General features: G+C 30.4%; 18 protein-coding genes. 1 reads left to right on the top strand and 17 read right to left on the bottom strand.

Annotated elements, in window-relative coordinates; all coding sequences use genetic code 11:
- Nucleotides 1-34: 34 nt before the first annotated feature.
- The 17 genes from RYK99_RS06950 to glgB form a co-directional block, all read right to left on the bottom strand.
- Nucleotides 35-181 (bottom strand): hypothetical protein, encoded by a 147-nt coding sequence (locus RYK99_RS06950; RefSeq protein ID WP_314991291.1) that lies wholly within the window; start codon nt 179-181, stop codon nt 35-37.
- A gap of 178 nt (nt 182-359) precedes the next feature.
- The gene (gene cydC / locus RYK99_RS06945) at nt 360-2,093 is read right to left on the bottom strand and encodes a thiol reductant ABC exporter subunit CydC (protein WP_314991290.1); all 1,734 of its coding nucleotides are present in this window, start codon (nt 2,091-2,093) and stop codon (nt 360-362) included.
- Nucleotides 2,083-3,798, bottom strand: coding sequence for a thiol reductant ABC exporter subunit CydD (gene cydD / locus RYK99_RS06940; RefSeq protein WP_314991288.1), 1,716 nt, complete (start codon nt 3,796-3,798; stop codon nt 2,083-2,085). Before cydD ends, cydC begins: the two co-directional genes overlap by 11 nt.
- 3 nt (nt 3,799-3,801) lie before the next feature.
- Nucleotides 3,802-4,830 carry a cytochrome d ubiquinol oxidase subunit II gene (cydB, locus tag RYK99_RS06935; RefSeq protein ID WP_314991286.1) on the bottom strand — a complete coding sequence of 343 codons (1,029 nt, stop codon included), beginning with the start codon at nt 4,828-4,830 and terminating at the stop codon, nt 3,802-3,804.
- A gap of 1 nt (nt 4,831) precedes the next feature.
- On the bottom strand, nt 4,832-6,214 hold the full coding sequence (locus RYK99_RS06930; RefSeq protein ID WP_314991284.1) for a cytochrome ubiquinol oxidase subunit I: 1,383 nt from the start codon (nt 6,212-6,214) through the stop codon (nt 4,832-4,834).
- Between the two features lie 213 nt (nt 6,215-6,427).
- Nucleotides 6,428-6,781, bottom strand: a complete 354-nt coding sequence (locus RYK99_RS06925; RefSeq protein WP_314991281.1) for a DUF1634 domain-containing protein — start codon at nt 6,779-6,781, stop codon at nt 6,428-6,430.
- Nucleotide 6,782: 1 nt separating this feature from the next.
- Nucleotides 6,783-7,631, bottom strand: coding sequence for a sulfite exporter TauE/SafE family protein (locus tag RYK99_RS06920; protein ID WP_314991279.1), 849 nt, complete (start codon nt 7,629-7,631; stop codon nt 6,783-6,785).
- Nucleotides 7,632-7,642: 11 nt separating this feature from the next.
- A complete protein-coding gene (locus RYK99_RS06915; RefSeq protein ID WP_003146298.1) occupies nt 7,643-8,275 on the bottom strand; it encodes a thiamine diphosphokinase in 633 nt (210 codons plus the stop codon).
- Nucleotides 8,275-8,919 carry a ribulose-phosphate 3-epimerase gene (gene rpe, locus RYK99_RS06910; protein ID WP_314991277.1) on the bottom strand — a complete coding sequence of 215 codons (645 nt, stop codon included), beginning with the start codon at nt 8,917-8,919 and terminating at the stop codon, nt 8,275-8,277. Before rpe ends, RYK99_RS06915 begins: the two co-directional genes overlap by 1 nt.
- 1 nt (nt 8,920) lies before the next feature.
- Nucleotides 8,921-9,802, bottom strand: coding sequence for a ribosome small subunit-dependent GTPase A (gene rsgA / locus RYK99_RS06905; protein ID WP_314991275.1), 882 nt, complete (start codon nt 9,800-9,802; stop codon nt 8,921-8,923).
- Nucleotides 9,803-9,835: 33 nt separating this feature from the next.
- The gene (gene recN, locus RYK99_RS06900; RefSeq protein WP_314991273.1) at nt 9,836-11,536 is read right to left on the bottom strand and encodes a DNA repair protein RecN; all 1,701 of its coding nucleotides are present in this window, start codon (nt 11,534-11,536) and stop codon (nt 9,836-9,838) included.
- An 11-nt stretch (nt 11,537-11,547) separates the two neighbouring features.
- The gene (locus RYK99_RS06895) at nt 11,548-12,357 is read right to left on the bottom strand and encodes a TlyA family RNA methyltransferase (protein ID WP_314991271.1); all 810 of its coding nucleotides are present in this window, start codon (nt 12,355-12,357) and stop codon (nt 11,548-11,550) included.
- Nucleotides 12,358-12,606: 249 nt separating this feature from the next.
- Nucleotides 12,607-15,000: a glycogen/starch/alpha-glucan phosphorylase gene (locus tag RYK99_RS06890; protein ID WP_314991269.1), complete on the bottom strand. Its 2,394-nt coding sequence runs from the start codon at nt 14,998-15,000 to the stop codon at nt 12,607-12,609.
- A 24-nt stretch (nt 15,001-15,024) separates the two neighbouring features.
- Nucleotides 15,025-16,443, bottom strand: a complete 1,419-nt coding sequence (gene glgA / locus RYK99_RS06885) for a glycogen synthase GlgA (protein WP_314991268.1) — start codon at nt 16,441-16,443, stop codon at nt 15,025-15,027.
- 142 nt (nt 16,444-16,585) lie between these two features.
- Nucleotides 16,586-17,698: a glucose-1-phosphate adenylyltransferase subunit GlgD gene (gene glgD, locus RYK99_RS06880; protein WP_314991266.1), complete on the bottom strand. Its 1,113-nt coding sequence runs from the start codon at nt 17,696-17,698 to the stop codon at nt 16,586-16,588.
- A 1-nt stretch (nt 17,699) separates the two neighbouring features.
- On the bottom strand, nt 17,700-18,872 hold the full coding sequence (locus RYK99_RS06875; RefSeq protein ID WP_314991264.1) for a glucose-1-phosphate adenylyltransferase: 1,173 nt from the start codon (nt 18,870-18,872) through the stop codon (nt 17,700-17,702).
- Nucleotides 18,873-18,899: 27 nt separating this feature from the next.
- Nucleotides 18,900-20,753 carry a 1,4-alpha-glucan branching protein GlgB gene (gene glgB, locus RYK99_RS06870; RefSeq protein ID WP_314991262.1) on the bottom strand — a complete coding sequence of 618 codons (1,854 nt, stop codon included), beginning with the start codon at nt 20,751-20,753 and terminating at the stop codon, nt 18,900-18,902.
- A gap of 331 nt (nt 20,754-21,084) precedes the next feature.
- On the opposite strand from glgB, the gene RYK99_RS06865 reads away from it, so the two are divergent.
- Nucleotides 21,085-22,935, top strand: a complete 1,851-nt coding sequence (locus RYK99_RS06865) for a glycoside hydrolase family 13 protein (RefSeq protein WP_314991260.1) — start codon at nt 21,085-21,087, stop codon at nt 22,933-22,935.
- Nucleotides 22,936-23,144 lie beyond the last annotated feature (209 nt).

The following is a 23,144-nucleotide window of genomic DNA, read 5'->3' as shown; positions in this document are numbered from 1 at the left end:
TCAGGTATTTATTTTTAACTTTTTTTGTCTCACATCATTTACAAATATACATATTCCAAACATATTCTTTGATTTGAGCATATGTTGCTTTACTCTCCGCACTTGTCAAATCCAGCTCATCAAGCTTAATTTCAACGTCTATATGCTTATCGACATCGAGTTTGGACAAAAGTGCTACCATCTCAATAGTGCAATTACTTCCATATTCTAAACCTCCAAATACTTTATACTTTTATACAAGTTGTATTATAGCATTTTTCAATCAAAATTTATAGGTCTAACTCGTTTCTCTTTACCTGTGTTAGTCGTTTTTCTTGTTCCTGTAACTGCTCTATATTTGTAAAGTTTTGCAAATACTATTACGCTATATTATCCATATCATACAATTTCTTATACTTATCATTTGTTGCGTATAGCTCACTATGAGTTCCATCCATTTCTATTTCTCCATCTTTAATGAAGATTATTCTATCCATATATTCGATAGAGTTTAAATGATGGGTAATCCAAACAATTGTTTTATCTTTACTAGATTCAAAAATTGTAGTTAATAATTCATGTTCAGTTTTTGGATCTAACCCTACAGTTGGCTCATCTAATAGTAGTAATTCATTATTTTGAATTATACTTCTAGCAAAAGCTATACGTTGACGCTCTCCACCAGAAAATCTACTTCCAGTTTCGAATACATTTGTATCAATTCCGTCTGGTAAACTTTGCAGTAATTTAGTTAATTGTGCTTTTTCTAAACTGTCATTAATTTTATTTTCAATTTCAGAATCTTCTACACCAGCGTCTAAAAGAGCAAGTTTTAAATTTTCTCTAATAGTCATATCAAATAGATATGGTTTCTGATTTAATAGTGAGATTTCTGTACCTAACATAGTTTCTGTTGGTTTTTTATTAAGGACAACTATTTCTCCTTTATAATCTGTATATGTTCCAGTTAGTAATTTTACTAATGTAGATTTACCTACACCACTTCTTCCTAATATCGCTACTTTCTCACCTTTCTTGATTGAAAGTGATAAGTTGTTTAAAACTGTTTTACCTTTCTCATATTCAAATGAAAGATTTTTAACATCAATAATATTACCATCAGAATTTTTTACATCAGTTACTTCGATTTTTTCATCATCTTCTTGAGCATAAAATTCTTTAACACGATTGATTGATACCTCGTAACCTGGTATATGAGCAACAGCTTCACTCGTCATTACAGCAACACTAAGAACAGATAATACCATCATACAAAACGATGCAATATATACATTTTCGATAACATTATTCATCGACATATTCCAGCAACTATAAATCATTAAGAATGCTGTAGCTCCAGCAAGTAGGTTTACAAAGTTTTCTCTTAAGTGAACGAATGTTTTAATTTTTCTTTCACGTTTTAGAAGTTTTTCTTCTTTTGCTTGATAATCATCCATAAATTCATTTACTTTATTAGAAGAAATCCAATCACTTAATCCAAAAATTGCACTAGTAAAATCGCGATATAAATTATATTTAGCTTCTTTCATAATTTGGAAGTTTTTTCTAGTAATTGTAAGTGACGCAAATGGAACTACAAATATTATAAATAATCCAAATAAGGATGCTAAGATTGCATAATTCATATCATAACCAAACATAACTGTAATAAAAATTACATATAGAACTAATGAGATTATACTTGGGAAGATTGTTTTTAAATAAATATTTTGCATATTCTCTATATCTTCTGAAATAATACCTAGTAAATCTCCAGATTTATATTCTTTTTTCAATTTTAATGCTTTAGGTTCTAATATTTTATATACCCTACTACGCATTTTTTCTATTATTCCTAAAACTAAATTGTGGCTCACTAATCTTTGAATATAAGCAAATGTTGATTGCGCTAGTGAGAATGTTCTAGTTAATACAGTTGGAACTTGTAACATTAGGATATTTCCTATTTGTAATGATGCTTTACTGATTAAGTAACCTGATACGTACATTAACGCTGCCCCACTAATAACAGACATTAATCCTAAAAAGACTACTCCACTCATTACGCCTTTATTTTTTTTAAGCTCTTTTCTTATTATTGAATTATTGTTCACTATAGCTACCTCCTACTAGATTAGCTTTTAACTGATTAAATCGAGGAGAATTTTTAAATTCTACGACTTTCTCGAAATCACTAACCCTTCCTTGTTCTAGATTTAACACATAATCTACATTATTTAACCAGTGTAGTCTATGTGTAGCTATAATAACTGTTCTTCCTTTAAATAACTCTAACAGTTTTTCTTTAATTTCGAACTCTGTTTCAATATCTAGATGACTAGTAGGCTCGTCTAGAATAATTATTTCTCTGTTACTTATTAAAGCTCTAGCAATAGCTATACGTTGTGCTTGTCCACCACTTAGCTCTTGTCCACCTTCACCAATGTTAGTATCGAATCCTTGTGGAAGAGTTGAAATAAATTTATCTAATCCTACTAATTTACTAATTTTTTTTAAATACTCTTCACTAACATTTTCATCAGTATAGAATAAAATGTTATTACGAATTGTATCAGGGAATATATATGGAAACTGTGAAATATAGGAAATATTATTTGACCAGTGTACATTTTTTAGATTTGTAACTCCGTCATTAATTAATATTTCACCTTCACTTTGTTCATTAAATCCAGATAATATTGAAATTAATGAAGTTTTACCACTTCCACTTTGTCCTACAAGACAAATTTTTTCACCTTTGTTTATTGATAACGTTATATTATCAAGAATTTTTTTCTCGTCCTTTATTAAACCTATATTATTAAGTTTAATACTATCTACACTATCAATAGAAGATTTCTCAGATTTATTTTTTTCATTATCAATTATCATTCTATTAATATCTTCATAAGCCATTTGCCCATCAAGTGTTGCGTGATAATCTGTTGCAGCTTGTTTCATCGGCAGGAAAAACTCAGGTGCTATTAATAACACCGTTAATGATGGTAATAGTACTGTACTACCATCTAATAATAGTATCCCTAACCTAACAGCTAAAAGTGCAATTGCTATAGTTGTTAAGAAATCTAATGCGAAGCTATTTAAAAATGCTACACTAAGTGTTTTCATCGTACTTTGACGATATTCTCTATTTTTCTTCTCCATTATAGGTAAGTAATTTTTACTTACTCCTAAGAATTTAAGAGTTTCCACTCCTCGAATTGTATCAATAAAGTTATTAGAGAGAGCTCTATATTTTTTATACTGTCTATTTGCCATATCTCTAGCATTAATTCCTAGCAGTATCATAAAAATAACGATAACTGGGATTACAGATATTATCATTAAGGCAGATACATAATCTGTATAAAATATAAAAATAACTACTAAGGTTGGTATTATTGCTCCACGTATTTGTTTTGATACATTTAGTTCAAAATACTGTTTTACTTTTCCAATACCATCAATTGCTAAGGTTACTAATTTTCCTGATCCTTCTCTTGACGTAAAATCAGGCCCTAAATGAAAATAACTTCTTAGCAATTTTTTTCTAAGTTCTTTTTCAAATGTTATTGCATGATTTTCTGTGAAATACTGTTGTAAATGCAAGAACACTATTCTAAAAATAAAACCTATTAAAAAAAGGACACTATCTCGCACAACATTATCATAATTTTTATCAAATAACCCCACTATAGCTTTTGATAAAAAAGCAGCTTGTATAATTATACAAGCTGCTTCGAATATTGATAATATTAATAGTGTCAATGTAAGACTTTTTTTAACAGGAAGTTTTAACTTTGCTTCCTTTTTTTTCATTGACTAATACTCCAATTCATCTTCTTTAGTTAGTCGTTTTCTAAAAATAGAATAAGACCAAACTTGGTATCCTAAAACAAATGGCAATAGGAATAATGCAACTATTGTCATAAGTCTTAGTGTGTATACTCCACTAGCAGCATCATAAATAAATAGTGATTGACTAACATCATTACTGTTTATAATAGCACGTGGGAACATACCAGCGAAGACACTTAGAGTTAGGAACGCTAGAGTTCCTGATGTACTTAAGAATGCACCTAAGTCACGACCTTTGAAGTTTAAAACAAATGATAACACGAATAATGCTACCGCTACTAATGCTAATACTAAACCAACATAGTAGTTTGTTGTGAAAATATCTGTTTTAAATAATGCCCAAATTGCAAATACTAATGTTACTACTGCTGCGAATGGGAATAATAATGCTGATGTTGCACGAGCTGCATTTCTTAATTCTCCTGTAGTTTTAAGAGCTAAGAATTGCGCTCCGTGAACTAACATAAGAAGTAACATCATAATTCCACCAAGAATAGTAAACGGTGATAATAATCCTAAGAAACCATCAACTAAGTTTTTCTTAGCGTCTAGGTTTGCTCCTGTCATGAAGTTAGCTACTGCAACTCCCCATAATACTGGAGGAAGTAAGCTACCAACAAACATTGCTATATCGAATGATTTAATCCAAGCTCTATTATCTCCTAATTTACCTCTAAATTCAAATGATACGCCTCGTAAGATTAACGCTACAAGCATTAATACAAATGCGATGTAGTATCCACTGAATAATTTACCATACCAGATAGGGAACGCTGCGAACATCGCTCCACCACCTGTTAATAACCAAACTTCGTTTGCATCCCAGAAAGGACCAATTGTATTGAAGTAAACACGTTTATCTTCATCAGTTTTACCTAATACTTGAGCTAAAACCCCAACTCCGAAGTCATATCCTTCTAATACGAAGAACCCTGTAAATAGTATTGTAATAAGTAAGAACCATATATTTGGTAAAGCTACTGACCAATCCATACTATGCTACCTCCTTCACAGTTGTTTCTTTTTTGTTCATTGTATATCTAAATGCTACAAATTGTGCAATCCCTAAGATTGTATATAGCACACAGAATACTAATAGTGAGAACAGTACTGATGATGCTGAGTTTGGAGAAACTCCAGATTCAGTAGCCATTACTCCGAAGATTAAGAAAGGTTGACGACCCATCTCTGCCATAATCCAACCACAAGCAGTTGCAACTTCAGCTACTAGTAAAGTCCATGGCATAAGTCGTAAGAACCAACGTTTTTTAATTTCAGTTCTCTTGAATGCATAAATAGTACCAAGTAATGACATTAAGATTAAGATACCTACAGAACCAGACATTACTCTGAATGAGTAATAAATTGTTGGTACATCTGGTGTGTAATCAATATGTTTCCCAACTACTGGGTAGTATTTCTCATCCATTTCTTTTTGAAGTGTTTTCATACCTTTAAGGCTTCCTTCAAATTTATCATATGCTAAGAAACTTAACATACCTGGAACTTCAAGATAATGTTCTGCTTTTTGTTGTTTTTGATCAATTGTTGCTAACACTGAGAACGGTGCTGAATTTCCTGTATCTTCATATAAAGCCTCAGCAGCTGCAACTTTCATTGGATATTCTCTTACTAAATATTGCATTTGAGAATGTCCTGTTACGAATAATCCAAGTGAACCGATTAAAGCAGCTACGATAGATACTTTAAATGCTTTTCTGAACACTGCAACTTCTTGTTTACGAACCATTTTCCAAGATGCAATACCTGCAATTGTAAATGCTCCTACAGTTAACGCCATTGTTACTACGTGAGGGAATTGGTTCCATAAATATGGGTTTTTAATGATTGCTAAGAAGTCAATCATTTCTGCTTTTTTACCAATTACGTTGTTCTCAACGTATTTAACACCAACTGGGTGTTGCATGAATGAGTTAGCTGATAAAATCCAGAACGCTGACATAAGTGTTCCGATACTTACTAACCAAATACACATTGCGTGTAATTTTTTGTTAATTTTCTCCCAAGAGAAAATCCAAATACCGATAAATGTAGACTCAAGATAGAATGCAAGTAATGCTTCTATCGCAAGTGAAGGTCCAAAAACATCCCCTACAAATGAAGAATATTCAGACCAGTTCATACCAAATTGGAACTCTTGTAGGATACCTGTAACAACCCCAACAGCGAAGTTAATTAGGAATAAGTGACCAAAGAACTTCGTAATTCTCTTATAATGCTCATCGCCAGTTTTAACATAAATACTTTCAAAAATCGCGATTAAGAACACCATACCAATAGTAATCGGTACAAAGAAGAAGTGGAACACTGTTGTCGCTGCGAATTGTATCCTAGCAAGTAATAGTGGATCCAACATAGATATACCTCCTTATATGTGTTTAATTATATTTAATTGTAAATATTATATTATTATTGTATAACATAGTTATTATTATAGCAAAAGAAAAATGCTAAAAAGTAGCATTTTTACCACATTTTACCATTTTTCGTTCACATTTTGTTCACAAATCACAATGAAATCATTATTATCGCCTTGTTAAACTTTATATTTTTAAATTTTTTTCTTATTTTAATTATGAGTTACTCCCAACATTAAACTAACAATTAATATTATTAGAACCAATAAACAAATTCTTACGAATCTAAAATCTTTTTCTTCAATATAAACATAAAGTAACCCAAAGATTCTCAGTACCGGAGTTAATATTAACAGAAAGATACCAAACATTAAATACGAATGATAATTTAATGTAGTTAAACCTTTTATCATTTCTGAAAAAGTATATCTTTCAATAGTTAATACACCATCTACTCCGTGTATAAAGCTAAGTACTATACCTGTTATAATAAAGAATGAACTAATAAATACTCCAGTCTTTAAAATATTAGAAATAACGATATTTATATCTTTTTTCTTTTCCATATTAAAGTATCCCCACTCCTTTTAAGAACATATTAACTATAGTAAATAATAAGATTGGTAGAAAAATATATCTTATATATTTTGCATCTAATCTTTGCATTACCTTCGCCCCAGTTCTAGAACCTATTAAAGTTCCTATAGCTATAGGAGCTGCGATTGCTGGATTGATTGTTCCATTAAAGAAGTAAATTAAAGCACTTGCTGTTGCTGTAACCCCCATCATAAAGTTACTAGTTGCTGTACTTACTTTTATAGGTAGTTTCATATAACTATCTAATGCGACAACTTTGAACGCTCCACTACCAATCCCAAGTAATCCACTAGCGAAACCTGCTCCAAACATTACTAGTGAACCTTGAGGAACATTAGTAACATTGTATGCTACAGTTTTATCTGTTGCCTTATCATAATATGTTGAATTTAATTTATATCTATCAGCATATTTATCATTTACTACCTTTTCTTCTTCTTTTTTCACCTTAGTTATTAATCCTGTTTTCTTCAGCATACCATAAAAAGAATTCAGTAGAATTAATGAGAAAAAGATATATAGCAATTTAGAAGAGAATATTCCTGCCATAAGAGCTCCTACAACTCCTCCTGCTGTAGTGAAAACTTCTAAAAGCATACCAACTCTCATATTACTTACGTGATCTTTCACAAAAGCTATAGCTGAACCACTACTTGTCGCTATTACCGCAATGATACTTGCGCCTATTGCATATTTAATATCTATTCCAAATAAGATTGTTAAGGCAGGTGTTATTATTATTCCACCACCAAGTCCTACTAATGAGCCTAGAAATCCTGCAAGGACAGCTATTATAATAAATTGAATTATCTCAATCATAATTTCTCCTTCTAATCTTTAGAATATATTACTAATACATTTGAACTTACTTCCAACTCAATTGCTTTTTCATTAGCAAATTCGTTACTTGTTGCATTAGGACGATTTAGAGTCAAAATCAGATTTTCTACTTCGTATTTAGAATTTTTTATAGTCATTTTAGTATCTTTATATATTGGAACTATTGAGAAATACTTATACCCTTCAATTTTTTCAAAAATATTTTGTCCACTATGGGCTACCGTTATTATATTATTATCATCAATAATTTTTACTTTAACACTGTTATATTTTTCATTATTTAGAAGTAGTATATTTCCAAAAAAGTGATCAAGTCTTCTACCTGTTGCTCCGTATATATCTATTTCTTCTACCGAATCGAATAGTTCTAATATATTTTCTAAAGCAAAGTCCGCATCAGTTAAATCTTCACTATCCTTTACTCTAAAATACTTAGATTTCCCCTCTACTTCTTTTCTTTGTTCAGAAGTAATCGAATCAAAATCTCCGCAACTTAATAATGGATTTATCCCCTTATCAAGTAAGTACAATGCTCCTCTATCTACTCCACACCATAAGTCAGATGAAGGTAATTCATCTGGAAATACCCCACCTAACATTATGCTTATTTTTTTTGTATTCATTATTTTAACAACTCACCTAATGTTTTTTCTTTATCGCTTGCTCCGAATAAAAATGATCCACAAACTAATAAGTCTGCACCTTTATCACGGGAAGCTCTCGATGTTTCTACGTTTATTCCACCATCTACTTCTATTAAGAAGTTATAATTTTTTTCTTCTCTAATTTTAGCTAATTCTTCAATTTTCTCAAGCATTTCTGGAATGAACTTCTGACCACCAAAACCTGGATTAACAGTCATAATTAGAACATAATCTAATTTTGGTAATAAGTATCTAATACTTTCAAGTGGTGTTTGAGGATTTAGTACTATTCCAGCTTTTTTCCCATTATCTTTGATAACTTGAATTAATCTATCTGCATGATTTGTAGCTTCTATATGGAAAGATACCATATCACATCCTACTTTACAAAATTGTTCTACATAATTTTCTGGATTAGCAATCATTAAATGACAATCAAAAATTTTATCAGTTTTTGAACGTATTGATTGAATTATTGGAAATCCAAAAGAAATGTTAGGAACGAAATTTCCATCCATTACATCTATATGAAACATATCAATTCCGATATTTTCTAATTCTATAATATCTCTTTCTAAATTAGCAAAATCTGCTGATAAAATTGAAGGTAATATTTTCTTCATCTTATCTCTCCTTTATATATTTTCTTTTTTGATTTTGTTTTTCTGTAAATAGAATTTTATAGTCTTCATAGCGACTTTCTAGTATTTCATTATTTTCAACCGCTTCTTTGACACCACATTGAATTTCCTCCATGTGATTACACGGTTTAAATTTACAATCATAATCATGAAACTCTCTAAATAAGTATTGTAGATCTTCTTTTTCAATAAATGTAATATCTAATGATGAAAATCCTGGAGTATCCGCGATATAGAAATCATCTATCTGGTAAAATTCCGTGTGTCTAGTCGTGTGTCGGCCACGCCCTAAATGTTTCGAAATTTCTCCCGTTTCGATATCAAGGTGCTCTGCTAGTTTATTAATGAACGTAGATTTACCTGCTCCTGATTGGCCTGATATCGCTACATACTTATTAGAAATAACTTCTTTTAATTTATCGATATCTTCTTCAGAATTTGTAAATACTTGATACCCTATTTCGTAATAATAATTCATTATTTCTTTCATTTTTTCTAGTTCATCATCATTTAATAAATCTAACTTAGTAAAAATGATAATAATATCTACGTCACTATTTTCATTTAAGCAAATTGTTTTGTTCAGTAATTTACTTGAAAACTCCGGATCTTTGACAGATACTACAATAATACTATAATCTATATTCGCAACCTTAGGTCTTAGTAATTCATTTTTTCTTTCTAAAATTTCAACTACATATCCTGTATTATTATCACTTATTTGAATTTTTACATCATCACCTACTAATGGTGTGATATTCTCATTTCTGAAATTCCCTCGTGCACGACACGTAACTATTTCTCCATTACAATCCACATAATAAAATCCACTAAGTGCTTTTAAAATTTTTCCTTCTTTTGTCATGTTCCTCCTATACCTTTTTGGTATTTTTTGTAACTATTTGTTTAGTTTTTCTTTTATTTCTGCTTTAGTTTTTTCTGCTAGTCTTAACATTTCAATAGAGTGTTCTTCAGAAAGTTTTGTCATAGTGTCTCCCGACACCATTCTTGCTACTTCAGCAATTTTCTCATCTTCTGATAGTTCTCTAATTACAGTTAATGTTCTCTTATCAATTATTTCTTTACTGATTAGTAGGTTCGTGTCTGCTAAGGCTGTAGTTTGAGGTAAGTGCGAAATACAAAGTACTTGCGAACCTACACCAAGCTGATACATTTTTTCAGCCATCCTTTGGGATACTCTTCCACTTACTCCAGTATCAATTTCATCAAATATTATCGAAGTAGCTTCTATACTTCTTGAGAAAATTATTTTCAGAGCTAACATTACCCTCGAAAGTTCCCCACCTGAAGCAACTTTAGATAATGATTTTAGCGGTTCACCAAGGTTTGCACTAATTAAAATCTTAACATCGTCTTTCCCTGTTGTTGAAAAATCTTTTTCTTTAAAATCAACTTTAATTGTACTTTTTTCCATGTATAAGAATTTCAACTCATCTTGAATAAGTTTCTCAAGTTTTAATGCTGTCTCTTTTCTTATTGAACTTAACTCTTCAGCTAGAATCGTCAGTTCTTCTTCAATTTTCTTACTTTCTTCTAAGTAGTTTTCGAAGTTCTCTTCATAGTTTTCCAACTCATCTAATTCTTCTTTAATAGTTTCTGTAAAGGCAATTAGATCATTAAGTGGTTTAGAGTATTTTTTCTCTAATGTTTTTATTTTATCTAATCTATAAATTAAACGATCTAATTTTTCTTCATCGTATTCAATTACATCAGTATAACTAGAAACTTCGTATTTTAAATCATCAAGAATGTAATATAAATTTGTAATTTCTTCATACTTTTCTTCGAAGTTAGAATTATACCTAGTTAGCTCCCCTAGATTAGATCTAATTTCTGCAAGCTTCGATAATACTCCATACTCACCATCTATACCGTCTGTAATACTATGAGCAAGTGTATTTACTTTTTCAAAATTTTCTAAGTAGTCAATATCCTTTTCAAGATCTAAGTCTTCATCTTTTTTAAGTTTCATCTGGCTTAATTCTTTATACTGGAATTTTAAGAAATCAACTTTTTGAAGAACATCACTTTCTTGTTGTTTTAAGTTATCAATTTTTTCTTTGATTACTTGGTATTCTTTATATTTTTCTTTGTATTTTAAATACACAGGTTTAATTTTTTCTCTATTAAATGAATCTACCAAGTTCAGGTGATTTTTTTCTACTAATAACACTTGATTATCGTGTTGTTCATGAATATCTAATAAATGAGCAGCGACTTTTTTTAAAGTCGAAAGATTAACTATAGTTCCATTAATTCTACATACACTCTTTCCACTACTATAAATATCACGACGAACTACAATAACCTCATCTTCAAGGTCTAAATCAAGTTCATTAAAAATCTCTTTAACCTCTTTACTCTTTGGAAAATCAAATACACCTTCTACACTTGCCTTATCCTCACCGTAACGAATATAAGACGTTGATGTTCTTTGACCAGATAGCTGCGAAATTGCCGCTAGAATCATTGATTTTCCTGCACCAGTTTCTCCACTTAAGACAGTTAAACCATTTTTAAGTTCTATAGTAGCTTTTTCAATTATTCCGAATTGCTTAATATTTAACTGAATTAACATTGGTTCCTCCTCTATTTAAAGTGATTATGAGCATTATTTACAATATGCTCTATATTGATTTTACTATTTTCCACTTCTTTATCAGCATTGAATTTAAGAAGCATTAAGAATTCGATATTCCCTTCTCCACCTGTTATTGGAGAATATGATAGATTTGTCATACTGAATCCAACGCTGTTCGCTAGTAGTAATACTTTTTCTACTACTTCTAGCTGAACTTTTTTATCTCGAACGATTCCACCTTTTCCTACCTTATCTTTTCCAGCTTCAAATTGTGGCTTTACTAGTGCACAAACTTCCCCACCATCTTTTATAATTTCAGCAAGATTTGGTAGTATTAATGATAATGAAATAAATGAAACGTCAATTGAAGCAATATCAATTTCATAAACATCAAAATCTTCTTTTACAGAATGTCTGAAGTTTGTTTGTTCCATTACTTTTACACGTTCATCATTACGTAGTTTCCACACAAGTTGATTAGTACCAACATCTAGCGCATATACAAACTTCGCTCCGTTTTGTAACGCACAGTCTGTAAATCCTCCAGTTGATGAACCGATATCAATCATTACTTTATCTTTAACGTCAAAGTTTAACTCATTAATTGCTTTTTCTAATTTAAGTCCTCCACGACTTACATAAGGCATCTGTTTACCTTTAATTCTAAGTTCAGCAGTTGATTCAACCTTTTCCCCTGCTTTATCAATTCTAATATTATCATTATAAACTATACCAGCCATAATAGCTCGTTTTGCTTTTTCTCTTGATTCAAATAATCCTTGACTTACGCAAAGGACATCTGCTCTTTCTTTTGCCATAGTTACCTCTTTTTTATTTACTAAGTGTGCATTTCAAAATAAATATTAATTTTAAAATTGGCACAGTCTTTCCTTTTAATTTTACCATATTAATCGTATTTTATCTATGAGAATGGCACGTTTATATATACTTTATATCTAAATTTAAATAATATTCCTCTTTGTTATTGGTTGATATTTTATAGCCTAACAAAAATAAGAGCAACCTAAAGAAAATTTTCCTATTAGGTCGCCCTTTGTATTAATATTCTATTTTACTTTTTTTATGTTCCAAATATCTTTAGCATATTCAGCTACAGATCTATCTGCAGAGAAGATACCAGCATTAGCTGTATTTACTAAGCTCATTTGTCCCCATTTTTCTTTGTCTTTATAAGTTTCGGCAACTTTTTCTTGAGCTGCAACATAACTTTCAAAGTCAGCTAGACACATATAGTTATCTTGAGTTAATAAGTAGTCTACGATAAAGTTGAAGTTCATACCACCTACAGTCATAGTTCTAATAAAATCTAATGTTTCTTTAATTTTTAATGAATTGTTGTAGTATTCCCAAGGTTTATATCCATGTGCATATAACGCATCTACTTCTGGTGTTTCTAAACCAAAGATAAAGATATTGTCATCTCCTACCGCTTCATGAATCTCTACATTAGCTCCATCAAGTGTTCCTAATGTTAGAGCTCCATTTAGCATTAGTTTCATATTTCCTGTTCCACTTGCTTCTTTTCCGGCTTGTGAAATTTGTTCACTAATATCAGCCGCTGGAATAATTTTTTCTGCAAGTGTTACTTTGTAATCTGGTAAGAATACAACTTTGATGTATTCACGCACTAATTCATCACATTCTATCATTTGCGAGATTGAGTGGATAAATTTGATTATATTTTTAGCCATTTGGTATCCAGACGATGCTTTTGCAGCAAAAATAAACGTTCTTGGTACCGGGCGTAATCCGTTATATTTAATTTCTCTATATAAGTATACGATGTGTAATGCATTAAGTAATTGACGTTTATATTCGTGAAGTCTCTTAACTTGTACATCAAAGATAGATTCTGGATTTACAGTTATTCCTGTTGTATTTTGAATGTAAGTAGCAAGTTGTTCTTTTTTAATTTTTTTAATTTCTTGAAGTTTAGCAACAACTTTTTTGTCATTTTTATAATCATTTAATTTACTGATTTTAGATAAATCTTTAACGAAGTCATCACCGATTAATTCTTTTAGATATGATGCTAGTTCAGGGTTTGCCTGTCCTAACCATCTACGGTGAGCTATACCGTTGGTTACATTTCCGAATTTAGTTGGATACAATTCGTTAAATGCTCTAAACGTAGAATCTACAAGAATATCACTGTGTAGTTTTGATACACCATTAACATTATGGCTTCCTACGATTGATAAGTTAGCCATTCTAATCTGATTATCATATATAATTGCAGTCTCAGCTAATGTATATTCTTTTCCTTGATCTATTACCCATTGACAGAATCGTTTATTAATTTCTTCAATAATTGAGTAAATACGTGGTAATAATGGTTTAAATAAATCTACAGACCATTTTTCTAATGCCTCTGCCATAATTGTATGGTTAGTGTAGGCGAAAGTTTTAGTTGTAATTTCCCATGCTTTGTCCCAAGAATATCCGTATTCATCTAATAATAATCTCATTAGTTCTGGAACTCCCATCGCTGGGTGAGTATCATTAATGTGTAAAGCAACATGTTCACTTAAGTTTTCTAATGTTCCGAATTCATTGTAATGATTTTTCACTAATTGTTGCAATGAAGCACTAATAAAGAAGTATTGTTGTTTAATACGTAATTCTTTACCTTCATTTGTGCTATCTGCTGGATATAATAATTTAGAAATTGATGAAGCTATTGCTTCTGCTTCTGAAGATTTCGAATATTCTCCACGTTCAAACAATTTCATATTAAATCCAGTTTTTGCTTTTGCTTCCCATAAACGTAAGGTATTTACAGTTTTTGTTTTATATCCTGAAATTAATAAATCATATGGCTCAGCTTGAATTGAAGTATAATCTTTGTGCTCCACAGCAAATCCATTTTCTGTCATTTTTTCTTCAACATGTCCATAGAACCTAACTTCAATTTCTTCATCATTTCTATAAACAAGACCATATTTCCCTAGGTCTAGCCAATAATCAGGAAACTCCTGTTGCCAACCATTGTTAATAACTTGTTTGAAGATACCATATTCATAAAGAATAGAAAAACCTGTTACTGGATAATCACTACTTGTTAAAGCATCTAAATAACATGAAGCAAGACGTCCAAGACCACCATTTCCTAGACCTGGATCTGGTTCGATATCATAAATTTCATCTAAATCAAAGTTATTGTCAGAAAGGTATTCTTTGATTTCTTTTTCTACTCCAAGATTAAATAAATTGTTTCTTAAAGTTCTACCTACAAGAAACTCCATTGACATGTAGTAAGCACGTTTTTGCTTTGTTTTCTTTAATTCTTGTTCATACGCAAATTTTTTCTCAGATAATTTTTCTCTAACAGTACTCATTAACGCTTCATAAACTTGACGTTTACTCGCTGATTTTATTGTAATCCCAAATTGTCTTTTTAAATATTTTTCTATTCTGTGTTCTAACTCTTGTTGTTTCATTAGTCTCTCCTATAATCTATCTCGTTAGATGATTTCATTGTACATATTTATATATTGTAGTGCCGATTTTTTCCAACTTACATCTTGTTGAATTGCATTTTTCATAATTTTATTCCAAATATGACGTTCTTGATAATAACAATACGTTGCTCTATAAACCGCATCTAACATATCATATGCATCAAAACTTTCAAATGTAAATCCTGTTCCATTTTTACCATCGAATGGTTCAACTGTATCTCTCAACCCTCCAACTCTGTGAACAATTGGTATAGTAGCATATCTCATTGAAATAAGTTGAGATAAACCACAAGGTTCAGTTTTAGATGGCATTAAAAACATATCACACGAGCTATATACTTTTGATGATACTTCTGATGAGAACATAATTAAACTTCTTACTTTATCATGACGACGATATTCTAATGAACGAAGTGCATCTTCGTAATGACGATCACCTGTTCCTAAAATCACAAGTTGAGCACCTGTTTTTAAGATTTCATCAGCAACATGAAGAACTAAGTCAATTCCTTTTTGGTGAGTTAATCTAGTAACCATTCCAATCATAGGGATATTTTCATTTACTTCTAGCGCTAACTCTTCTTGGAATTTTAATTTGTTCTCTACTTTATTTTTTAATGTTTTAACATCAAAGTTTTTATAAATGTTTTTATCAGTTTTTGAATTAAACTTATCAATATCTAAACCATTAATTATACCGTGAAGTTTACCTTGTTCTACTCTTAGTATATCATCTAAACCATATGAGAAGTATGGGTCTAATATTTCATGTGCATAAGTTTCACTTACCGTATTTATTCTATCGGCTAATTGAATAGCACCTTTCAATAGATTTAAATCACCTTTATAAATTAAAGCATCAAAGTATTTATTGTCTAAACCGAATAAATTCCCCATTTCATACGGGTTAAATTTCCCTTGAAATTCGATATTGTGGATAGATATTACACTTTTAATGTTTTGATAAAAACCTTCCCCTCTTGACTTAATATCATCTAAGTAAATTACAGATAAAGCTGCATGCCAGTCGTTAGCATTAACTATATCTGGTTTATAGTCAATATGAGGTAATATTTCTAATGCAGCTTTTGAAAAGAATGCAAATCTTTCACCATCATCATCTTGACCATATACACTATCTCTATTAAAATATTGTTCATTATCGATAAAATAATAAGTTACTCCATTTACTTGCGTCTCAAAAATTCCGCAATAAACTGTTCTCCACCCTAAATTAATAAAAATATGTTGTTTATATTTTAAATCGTACTTTTGTCTATCTATTGAAGAATACAAAGGTAGTACGACCCTTGCTTCTACATTTTCATCTTGAAGTGCTTTAGGTAATGAACCTATAACATCTCCTAGTCCTCCAACCTTTACAAATGGTGCCGCTTCAGCTGCCACGAATAATATTTTCATTATTGTTCTCCTTATTCGTTATTTATTTCATACTAAAAGGGTTAGTTTTAGATGTAGTATATCTGTTTATTATACTCCTTTTCCTCCCGAAAATCGAAGGTTTTACAAATATCTCCCACATTTTATTCTAACCCATATTTTATTATACTACTTTATTTTTTTCTACGATAACTTGACAATTTTCAGTTCCTTTTAATTCTACTCTTTCTGAAACTGTTGCTGATTTATCTAAAATTACATAATCTAAGTAAGCTGATTTTTTAATAACACTATTAGGCATTATTATAGAATTTTTAATGACTGCACCTTCTTCTATTACAACGTCCCTAAATAAAATACTGTTTTCAACTATACCATTAATTTCACAACCATCACCTAAAATAGAATTTTTAACAATTGCACCTTCTCCATAATTAGTTGGTACACTATCTTGCACTCTGGTTAAAATATCAGTACCCGATAGGAATAATTCATTCATTTTATTAGGATCTAGTAAATCTCTATTAAAGTCATAAAATTCTTGAACACTATTAATTGTTCTTGTATAATTTTTAATTTCATATCCATAAACATTTAATCTGTGGAAATTTTTAGTTATAAAATCTAATAATATATCTTGCCATCCATATGTCATACCTTTTTTTACAAGTTCTTTAAACATATCTTTAGACATTATATATATCTTAACTTGAGTAGGACAAACCTGATCATATCCATCATAATGATATAAACTATCGTAGACTCTATTTTTATCATCAAAAATAATTTGTGATTCACGTTGTTGTGGTTTTCTATACATATAAGCTAACGTAATATCAGCGTTTGTAGATTTATGGTAATTCACCATTTCTTTAAAATCAATATTCCCAACAATATTTCCATCCGCTAAAATACAATATTCTTCTAATAATGTATCTGCATATTTTGCCGCATCTCCCAATGCTTCAATTTTATTTTGTGCAACTCTATTTGATTGATGATTCGACATCGGAGTTATAAATTTCAACCCGCTATTTTTTCTGTTTAAATCCCAGTCTTTCCCCCAACTTAAGTGGTCCATTAACGACTTATAATGGTGATTTGTCACTACTGCTATATTAGATATCTCAGCTTTAACTAAAGAAGATAACATGAAATCAACCATTCTATATCTTGACGCAACCGCTAAAGATGCTAATGTTCTATTTCTTACTAATCCTTGCAGATCATCGTTACGATAGTTATCCGCAAATAAAATACAAAACGCATTTACCATATTATATTCCCTCTACTTTCCTATTCTCATTTACAACTTCATCCCTACCGATTACAGTTATTTGTTCTTTTCCTAGAACAATTTCTCTATTACCTACTTCTACATTCTCTTTAACTACTGAACCTTCTGCAATAATTGAATTGTAGACTTTAGCCCCTTTTTCAATAACTGCGCCTTTCATGATAATACTTCCCACTACTTCAGCACCTTCTTCGATTCTAACTCCTGAAGAAATTATAGATTCTGAAATAGTTCCATATACAGTAGTTCCATCTGAAATCATAGAATTTTTAACATTAGCACTATGTCCCAAATATTGTGGCATTGCTCCTTCATGTCGATAATAAATTCTCCATAATTTATCATCAATATTGAAGTTTTCTTTGTTTTTTATTAGGTCCATATTAGCTTCCCATAAGCTTTCAATTGTACCTACATCTTTCCAGTATCCGTAAAATGGATAAGCATAGATATTTTTACCTTCATTTAACATCATTGGAATGATATTTTTACCGAAGTCTTTGTCACTATCAGGGTTTTCTTCGTCACGAATTAAGTATTCTCTTAATTGTTGCCAACTGAAAATATAGATTCCCATTGATGCCTTAGTTGAGATTGGATTTTCTGGTTTTTCTAGAAATTCAGTTACTTTAAGATCTGAGTTTGTATTTAATATTCCAAATCGACTAGCTTCTTCAATTGGAACATTAATGTGTGCGATTGTTAAATCTGCACCTTTTTCTTTGTGGAAATCTAACATCTCTTTATAGTTCATTTTGTAAATGTGATCTCCTGATAAAATAAGGACATATTCTGGATTATATTGCTCTATATATTTAATATTTTGGTATATTGCATTAGCAGTTCCTTTATACCACTCTCCAGTTTTCCCTGCAGTATAAGGTGGTAAAATAGATAATCCTCCATCCATTCTATCTAAATCCCATGGTTGACCATTTCCCATGTATGAGTTAAGCTCCAAAGGCATAAACTGTGTTAGTACCCCTACAGTTGAAATTCCAGAGTTAGCACAATTAGAAAGTGGAAAATCTATAATTCTATATTTTCCCCCAAAAGGTACAGCCGGTTTAGCCATATCTTTTGTTAATACTTGTAATCTTGTACCTTGTCCTCCTGCTAGTAGCATAGCTACAACTTCTTTTTTTCGTGCCATTAAGTTGACCCCCTTCTTCAAAACTTGTTATTTCTTTTCTATATACATTGTCGCATAAGGCGGAATGTTTAAACTCAACGTATATTTAAATTCATTTTTTTCTTTATTAATTGTTTTAAGATTTCTATTCGATACTGCAATACCATCGTATTTTTTAGCATCAGAATTTAGCGCAATCTTATAGCTTCCCCAAGTATCTACCCCAATTTCATAATTTTTCAATACTTGATTTGAGAAATTACTAACTACTAAGACTTCTTTACCTGATCTATCTTTACGAGAAAAAGCAAAAACATTGTTATTATTATCATCTACAACATGCCATCTAAAGCCATCCCAATCACTATCATTTTCCCATAGTGCTGGCGTAGTCTTATAATACTTATTAAGTTCTTTTACATATCTGTGTGTGAATACATGCTTAGGATATAACATTAATAACCAATCAAGTTCTCTTTCTTCATCCCATTCGATAAATTGAGCAATATCAATTCCCATAAATGTTAATTTTTTCCCCGGATGTGCATACATGTATCCTAAAAATGCTTTTAAATTTGCAAATTTTTCTTCGTATGGAACAGGACTCTTATCTAAAAGAGATTTTTTCCCATGAACTACTTCATCATGTGAGATTGGAAGAATAAAATTTTCAGAGAATGCATAATGCATTGAAAATGTAAATTTGTTGTGTACTCCTTTTCTAAAGAAAGGATCTGTTTCTAAATAATCAAGGCTGTCATTCATCCATCCCATATTCCATTTGAAGTCGAATCCTAAACCACCATGCTCAACAGCAGCCGTTACTTTTGGATAACTAGTTGATTCTTCTGCTATCATACTTACACCTGGATAATTTTCTTTTATATATAAATTAAGATTTTTCAGAAAATCTATTGCTTCTAAATTCTCAAATCCACCATAAATATTTCGTGCCGACTTATCTTCATCACGGCAGTAATTTAGAAAAATCATAGAACTAACAGCATCGACTCTGATTCCGTCTATGTGATAATCTTCAATCCATGATACTGCACTTGATGTTAAAAATGACTTAATCTCATTGCGACCATAGTCAAATACTCTAGTTCCCCAACCTTCATGTTCCATTTTTCTCGTATCAGAATATTCATAACATGGTGTTCCATCAAATTCATATAATCCATGAGCATCTTTTGTAAAGTGTCCTGGAACCCAATCTAGTATTACCCCAATATTATTTTGATGACAAATATCAACAAAATACATAAAATCTTCCGGTGTTCCATATCTTGATGTAGGAGAGAAATAACCTGTGGCTTGATATCCCCATGATTTATCATATGGATATTCTGTAACTGGTAATAACTCAATGTGAGTATAATTCATTTCTTTTACATATTCTACCAGACTATGTGCTAATTCCCTATAACTTAGTTCTTTTCCCTCTTCATTATGTTTCCAAGATCCAAGATGTACTTCATAAATATTCATAGGCTGATGATAAGGTACCGTTCTATTATCCATCCACTTTTTGTCTTTCCATTTATATTCTGGTAAAGTATAAACTTTTGATGCTGTTAACGGTCTAGTCTCAGCATGCTTAGCGTAGGGATCTGCCTTCCATAGTTCAACCCCACTATGTGTCACAATTACATATTTATAGGCATCAAACTCGCTAACGCCTGGAACTTGAATTTCATAGATTCCTCTATCATTTATTTTTTTCATTTCATATGTATGTGGATACCAAGAACAAAACTCACCTGTTACAAAAACTCTTTTCGCGTTTGGGGCCCATACTCTAAAAGTACAAGAATCCCCATCTAAAAACGATCCTAAAAATTTATGGCTATGGTAATTAGTTCCTTCATGGAATAAATATTCGGCCATATTATTATTCACTAAATAACCCCCTCCTCTACAAAAGTAAACGTTTTCTTTAACTTTTAAAAAATTTTAATTTTATAAAAATTTCATAAAAAATAGTTTAAATTAACACTAATTTTTTCTTTATTTTTTATACCTATAGTATAACATATGAAAGCTTTTATGTAAATGTTTTCTTTACCATTTCGTTACAAATTATTATCTCGAATTTAATGCTTTAATACTAATCAAATTCTATTTTTTTAAATATTAACATTTACTTTTAAAAATATTTGTATTAAAATTAAGTTGGTTATTTTTGTAAAACAAATTGATAATGCAAATTTTATGTTTCGGAGAAGAAAAAATGATTAAATTTAATCCTATAAAAAATAAATTTCCTAAAGGAGCAATAAACAATAAAGAAAGTTTTTATTTTGAGGTACTAATTAAAGATGATTTCTATTTTAATGATTTCAAAATTATTATAAAAAATGAATTTTCTGGTGATATTATTTCTAAAAGTTTGAAATTTAAAGAAAAGACTGAAAATAATTATTCCAAATATTTCGTAGAGTTTGATTCTTTTAATATCGGCCTATACTTTTATCACTTTGAAGTGCATTTTGATAGTTTTAATGTGTATTTAAAAAATGATAGATTAAACTCTAAGTTAGTCAACAGTAATGATGACTTACCTGACTGGCAACTTACAGTCTATGATGCAAACTTCACTACACCAGATTGGTACAAAGGTTCAATTATGTATCAAATCTTCCCAGATAGATTTAAACGAAGTGATAAATATACCGCAACAGTAGCAAAGAATGAAAATGTAAGAATTAGACATGAAAATTGGGATAGTATTCCTCACTCATCTATTACTCATGATAATTATGGCGCTAAAGATTTCTTAATGGGGAATCTATTAGGGATAGAGGAAGAAAAAGAATACTTTAAAAAATTAAATATAGAAAGTATTTATTTAAATCCTATTGTTGAGAGTCCTGAGAATCACCGATACTCTACTGCTGATTATTTTAATGTTGATCCGTATTTTGGAACTAATGAGCAATTCGAAAAATTCTGTAATGATTTCAAAAAAGATAATATTAAAATTATTCTAGATGGTGTTTTTAGCCACACAGGTTCTGACAGTATTTATTTCAATCGATATAGCAATTATGACAGTATTGGAGCTTATAACTCTCAAAATTCACCATACTATTCTTGGTTTAATTTTATTAATTTCCCTAACGAATATCACTCTTGGTGGGGATTTGACAATTTACCTACAGTTGTAAAAGAAAACAAAGAATATAGTGATTTCATCAATAATAAAGATACTGGTGTTGTTAACTTTTGGCAAAAATTAGGAATTGCTGGATGGCGCCTTGATGTTGCAGATGAATTTCCTGATGAATTCTTAGATAGAATTCGCGAAAGTGCAAAATACTATGATAAAGATTCCCTAATTATCGGAGAAGTTTGGGAAGATGCAACTAATAAAATTTCATACAATACACGACGACGATATTTCTTAGGTGATCAGCTAGATAGTGTTATGAACTATCCATGGAAAAATGCTATTATTAATTTCGTAAAATATAAAAATGCAGATGATTTTACCCTTGAAATACTAAAATTGGTAGAAAACTATCCTCGTCCTGCCCTTGATGCGGTGATGAATTTACTTGGAAGTCATGATACAGAGCGTGTTCTTACAATGTTGGCATTTAACAATCCAGAAGATGTACCTGTTCATGAACGTCCAACATATAAAATGTCAAAAGAACAATATAGCGAAGCTAAAAATCTATTAAAATTTGCTAGTTTCATACAATTTACATTACCTGGTGTTCCTTGTATTTACTATGGTGATGAAATTGGTATGTATGGATTTAGAGATCCATATAATCGACTAGGATTTTCTCATAATAATAAAGATGAAGATTTATTAAATCATTATATCGAATTGTCAAAATTTAGAAATGAAAATAAAAATGATTTTATTACAAATTTTGAATTTATTTATACTAATGAAAAATGTGTTGCTTACAAACGTAATAACATTCTTTGTATAATAAACCTAGATTCTAAGGCTCACTTTATCGAAGATTATTCTGGTGAAAAAATATTTGGAAACAATGGAATTTATTCAACACCATATGGTACTGTTGTAGCTCCTAATAGCTATATAGCTATAAAAGTTAAATAAAACAAATTAAGGGGCTGACCCAAAAGTCATAAAATTTAACAAAGTGTCTATGAGAACTCATAGACGCAGTGATTTATTGATATCTAAAGTCGCTTTATAAAAGCTTTTTAGATATCTAATAAACTGTGCGGGGGTGACTCGACAAAATCGATTTTGATATGTACCCCTTTTACTGGACAACCAGTGAAAGGGGTATTTTTTATGCGTTA

It is taken from the genome of uncultured Gemella sp. (assembly GCF_963537375.1).
In the GTDB taxonomy this organism is placed as follows: domain Bacteria; phylum Bacillota; class Bacilli; order Staphylococcales; family Gemellaceae; genus Gemella.
The sequence above is the reverse complement of the archived record's forward strand: the minus strand, read 5'-3'. Positions and strand labels throughout refer to the sequence as shown.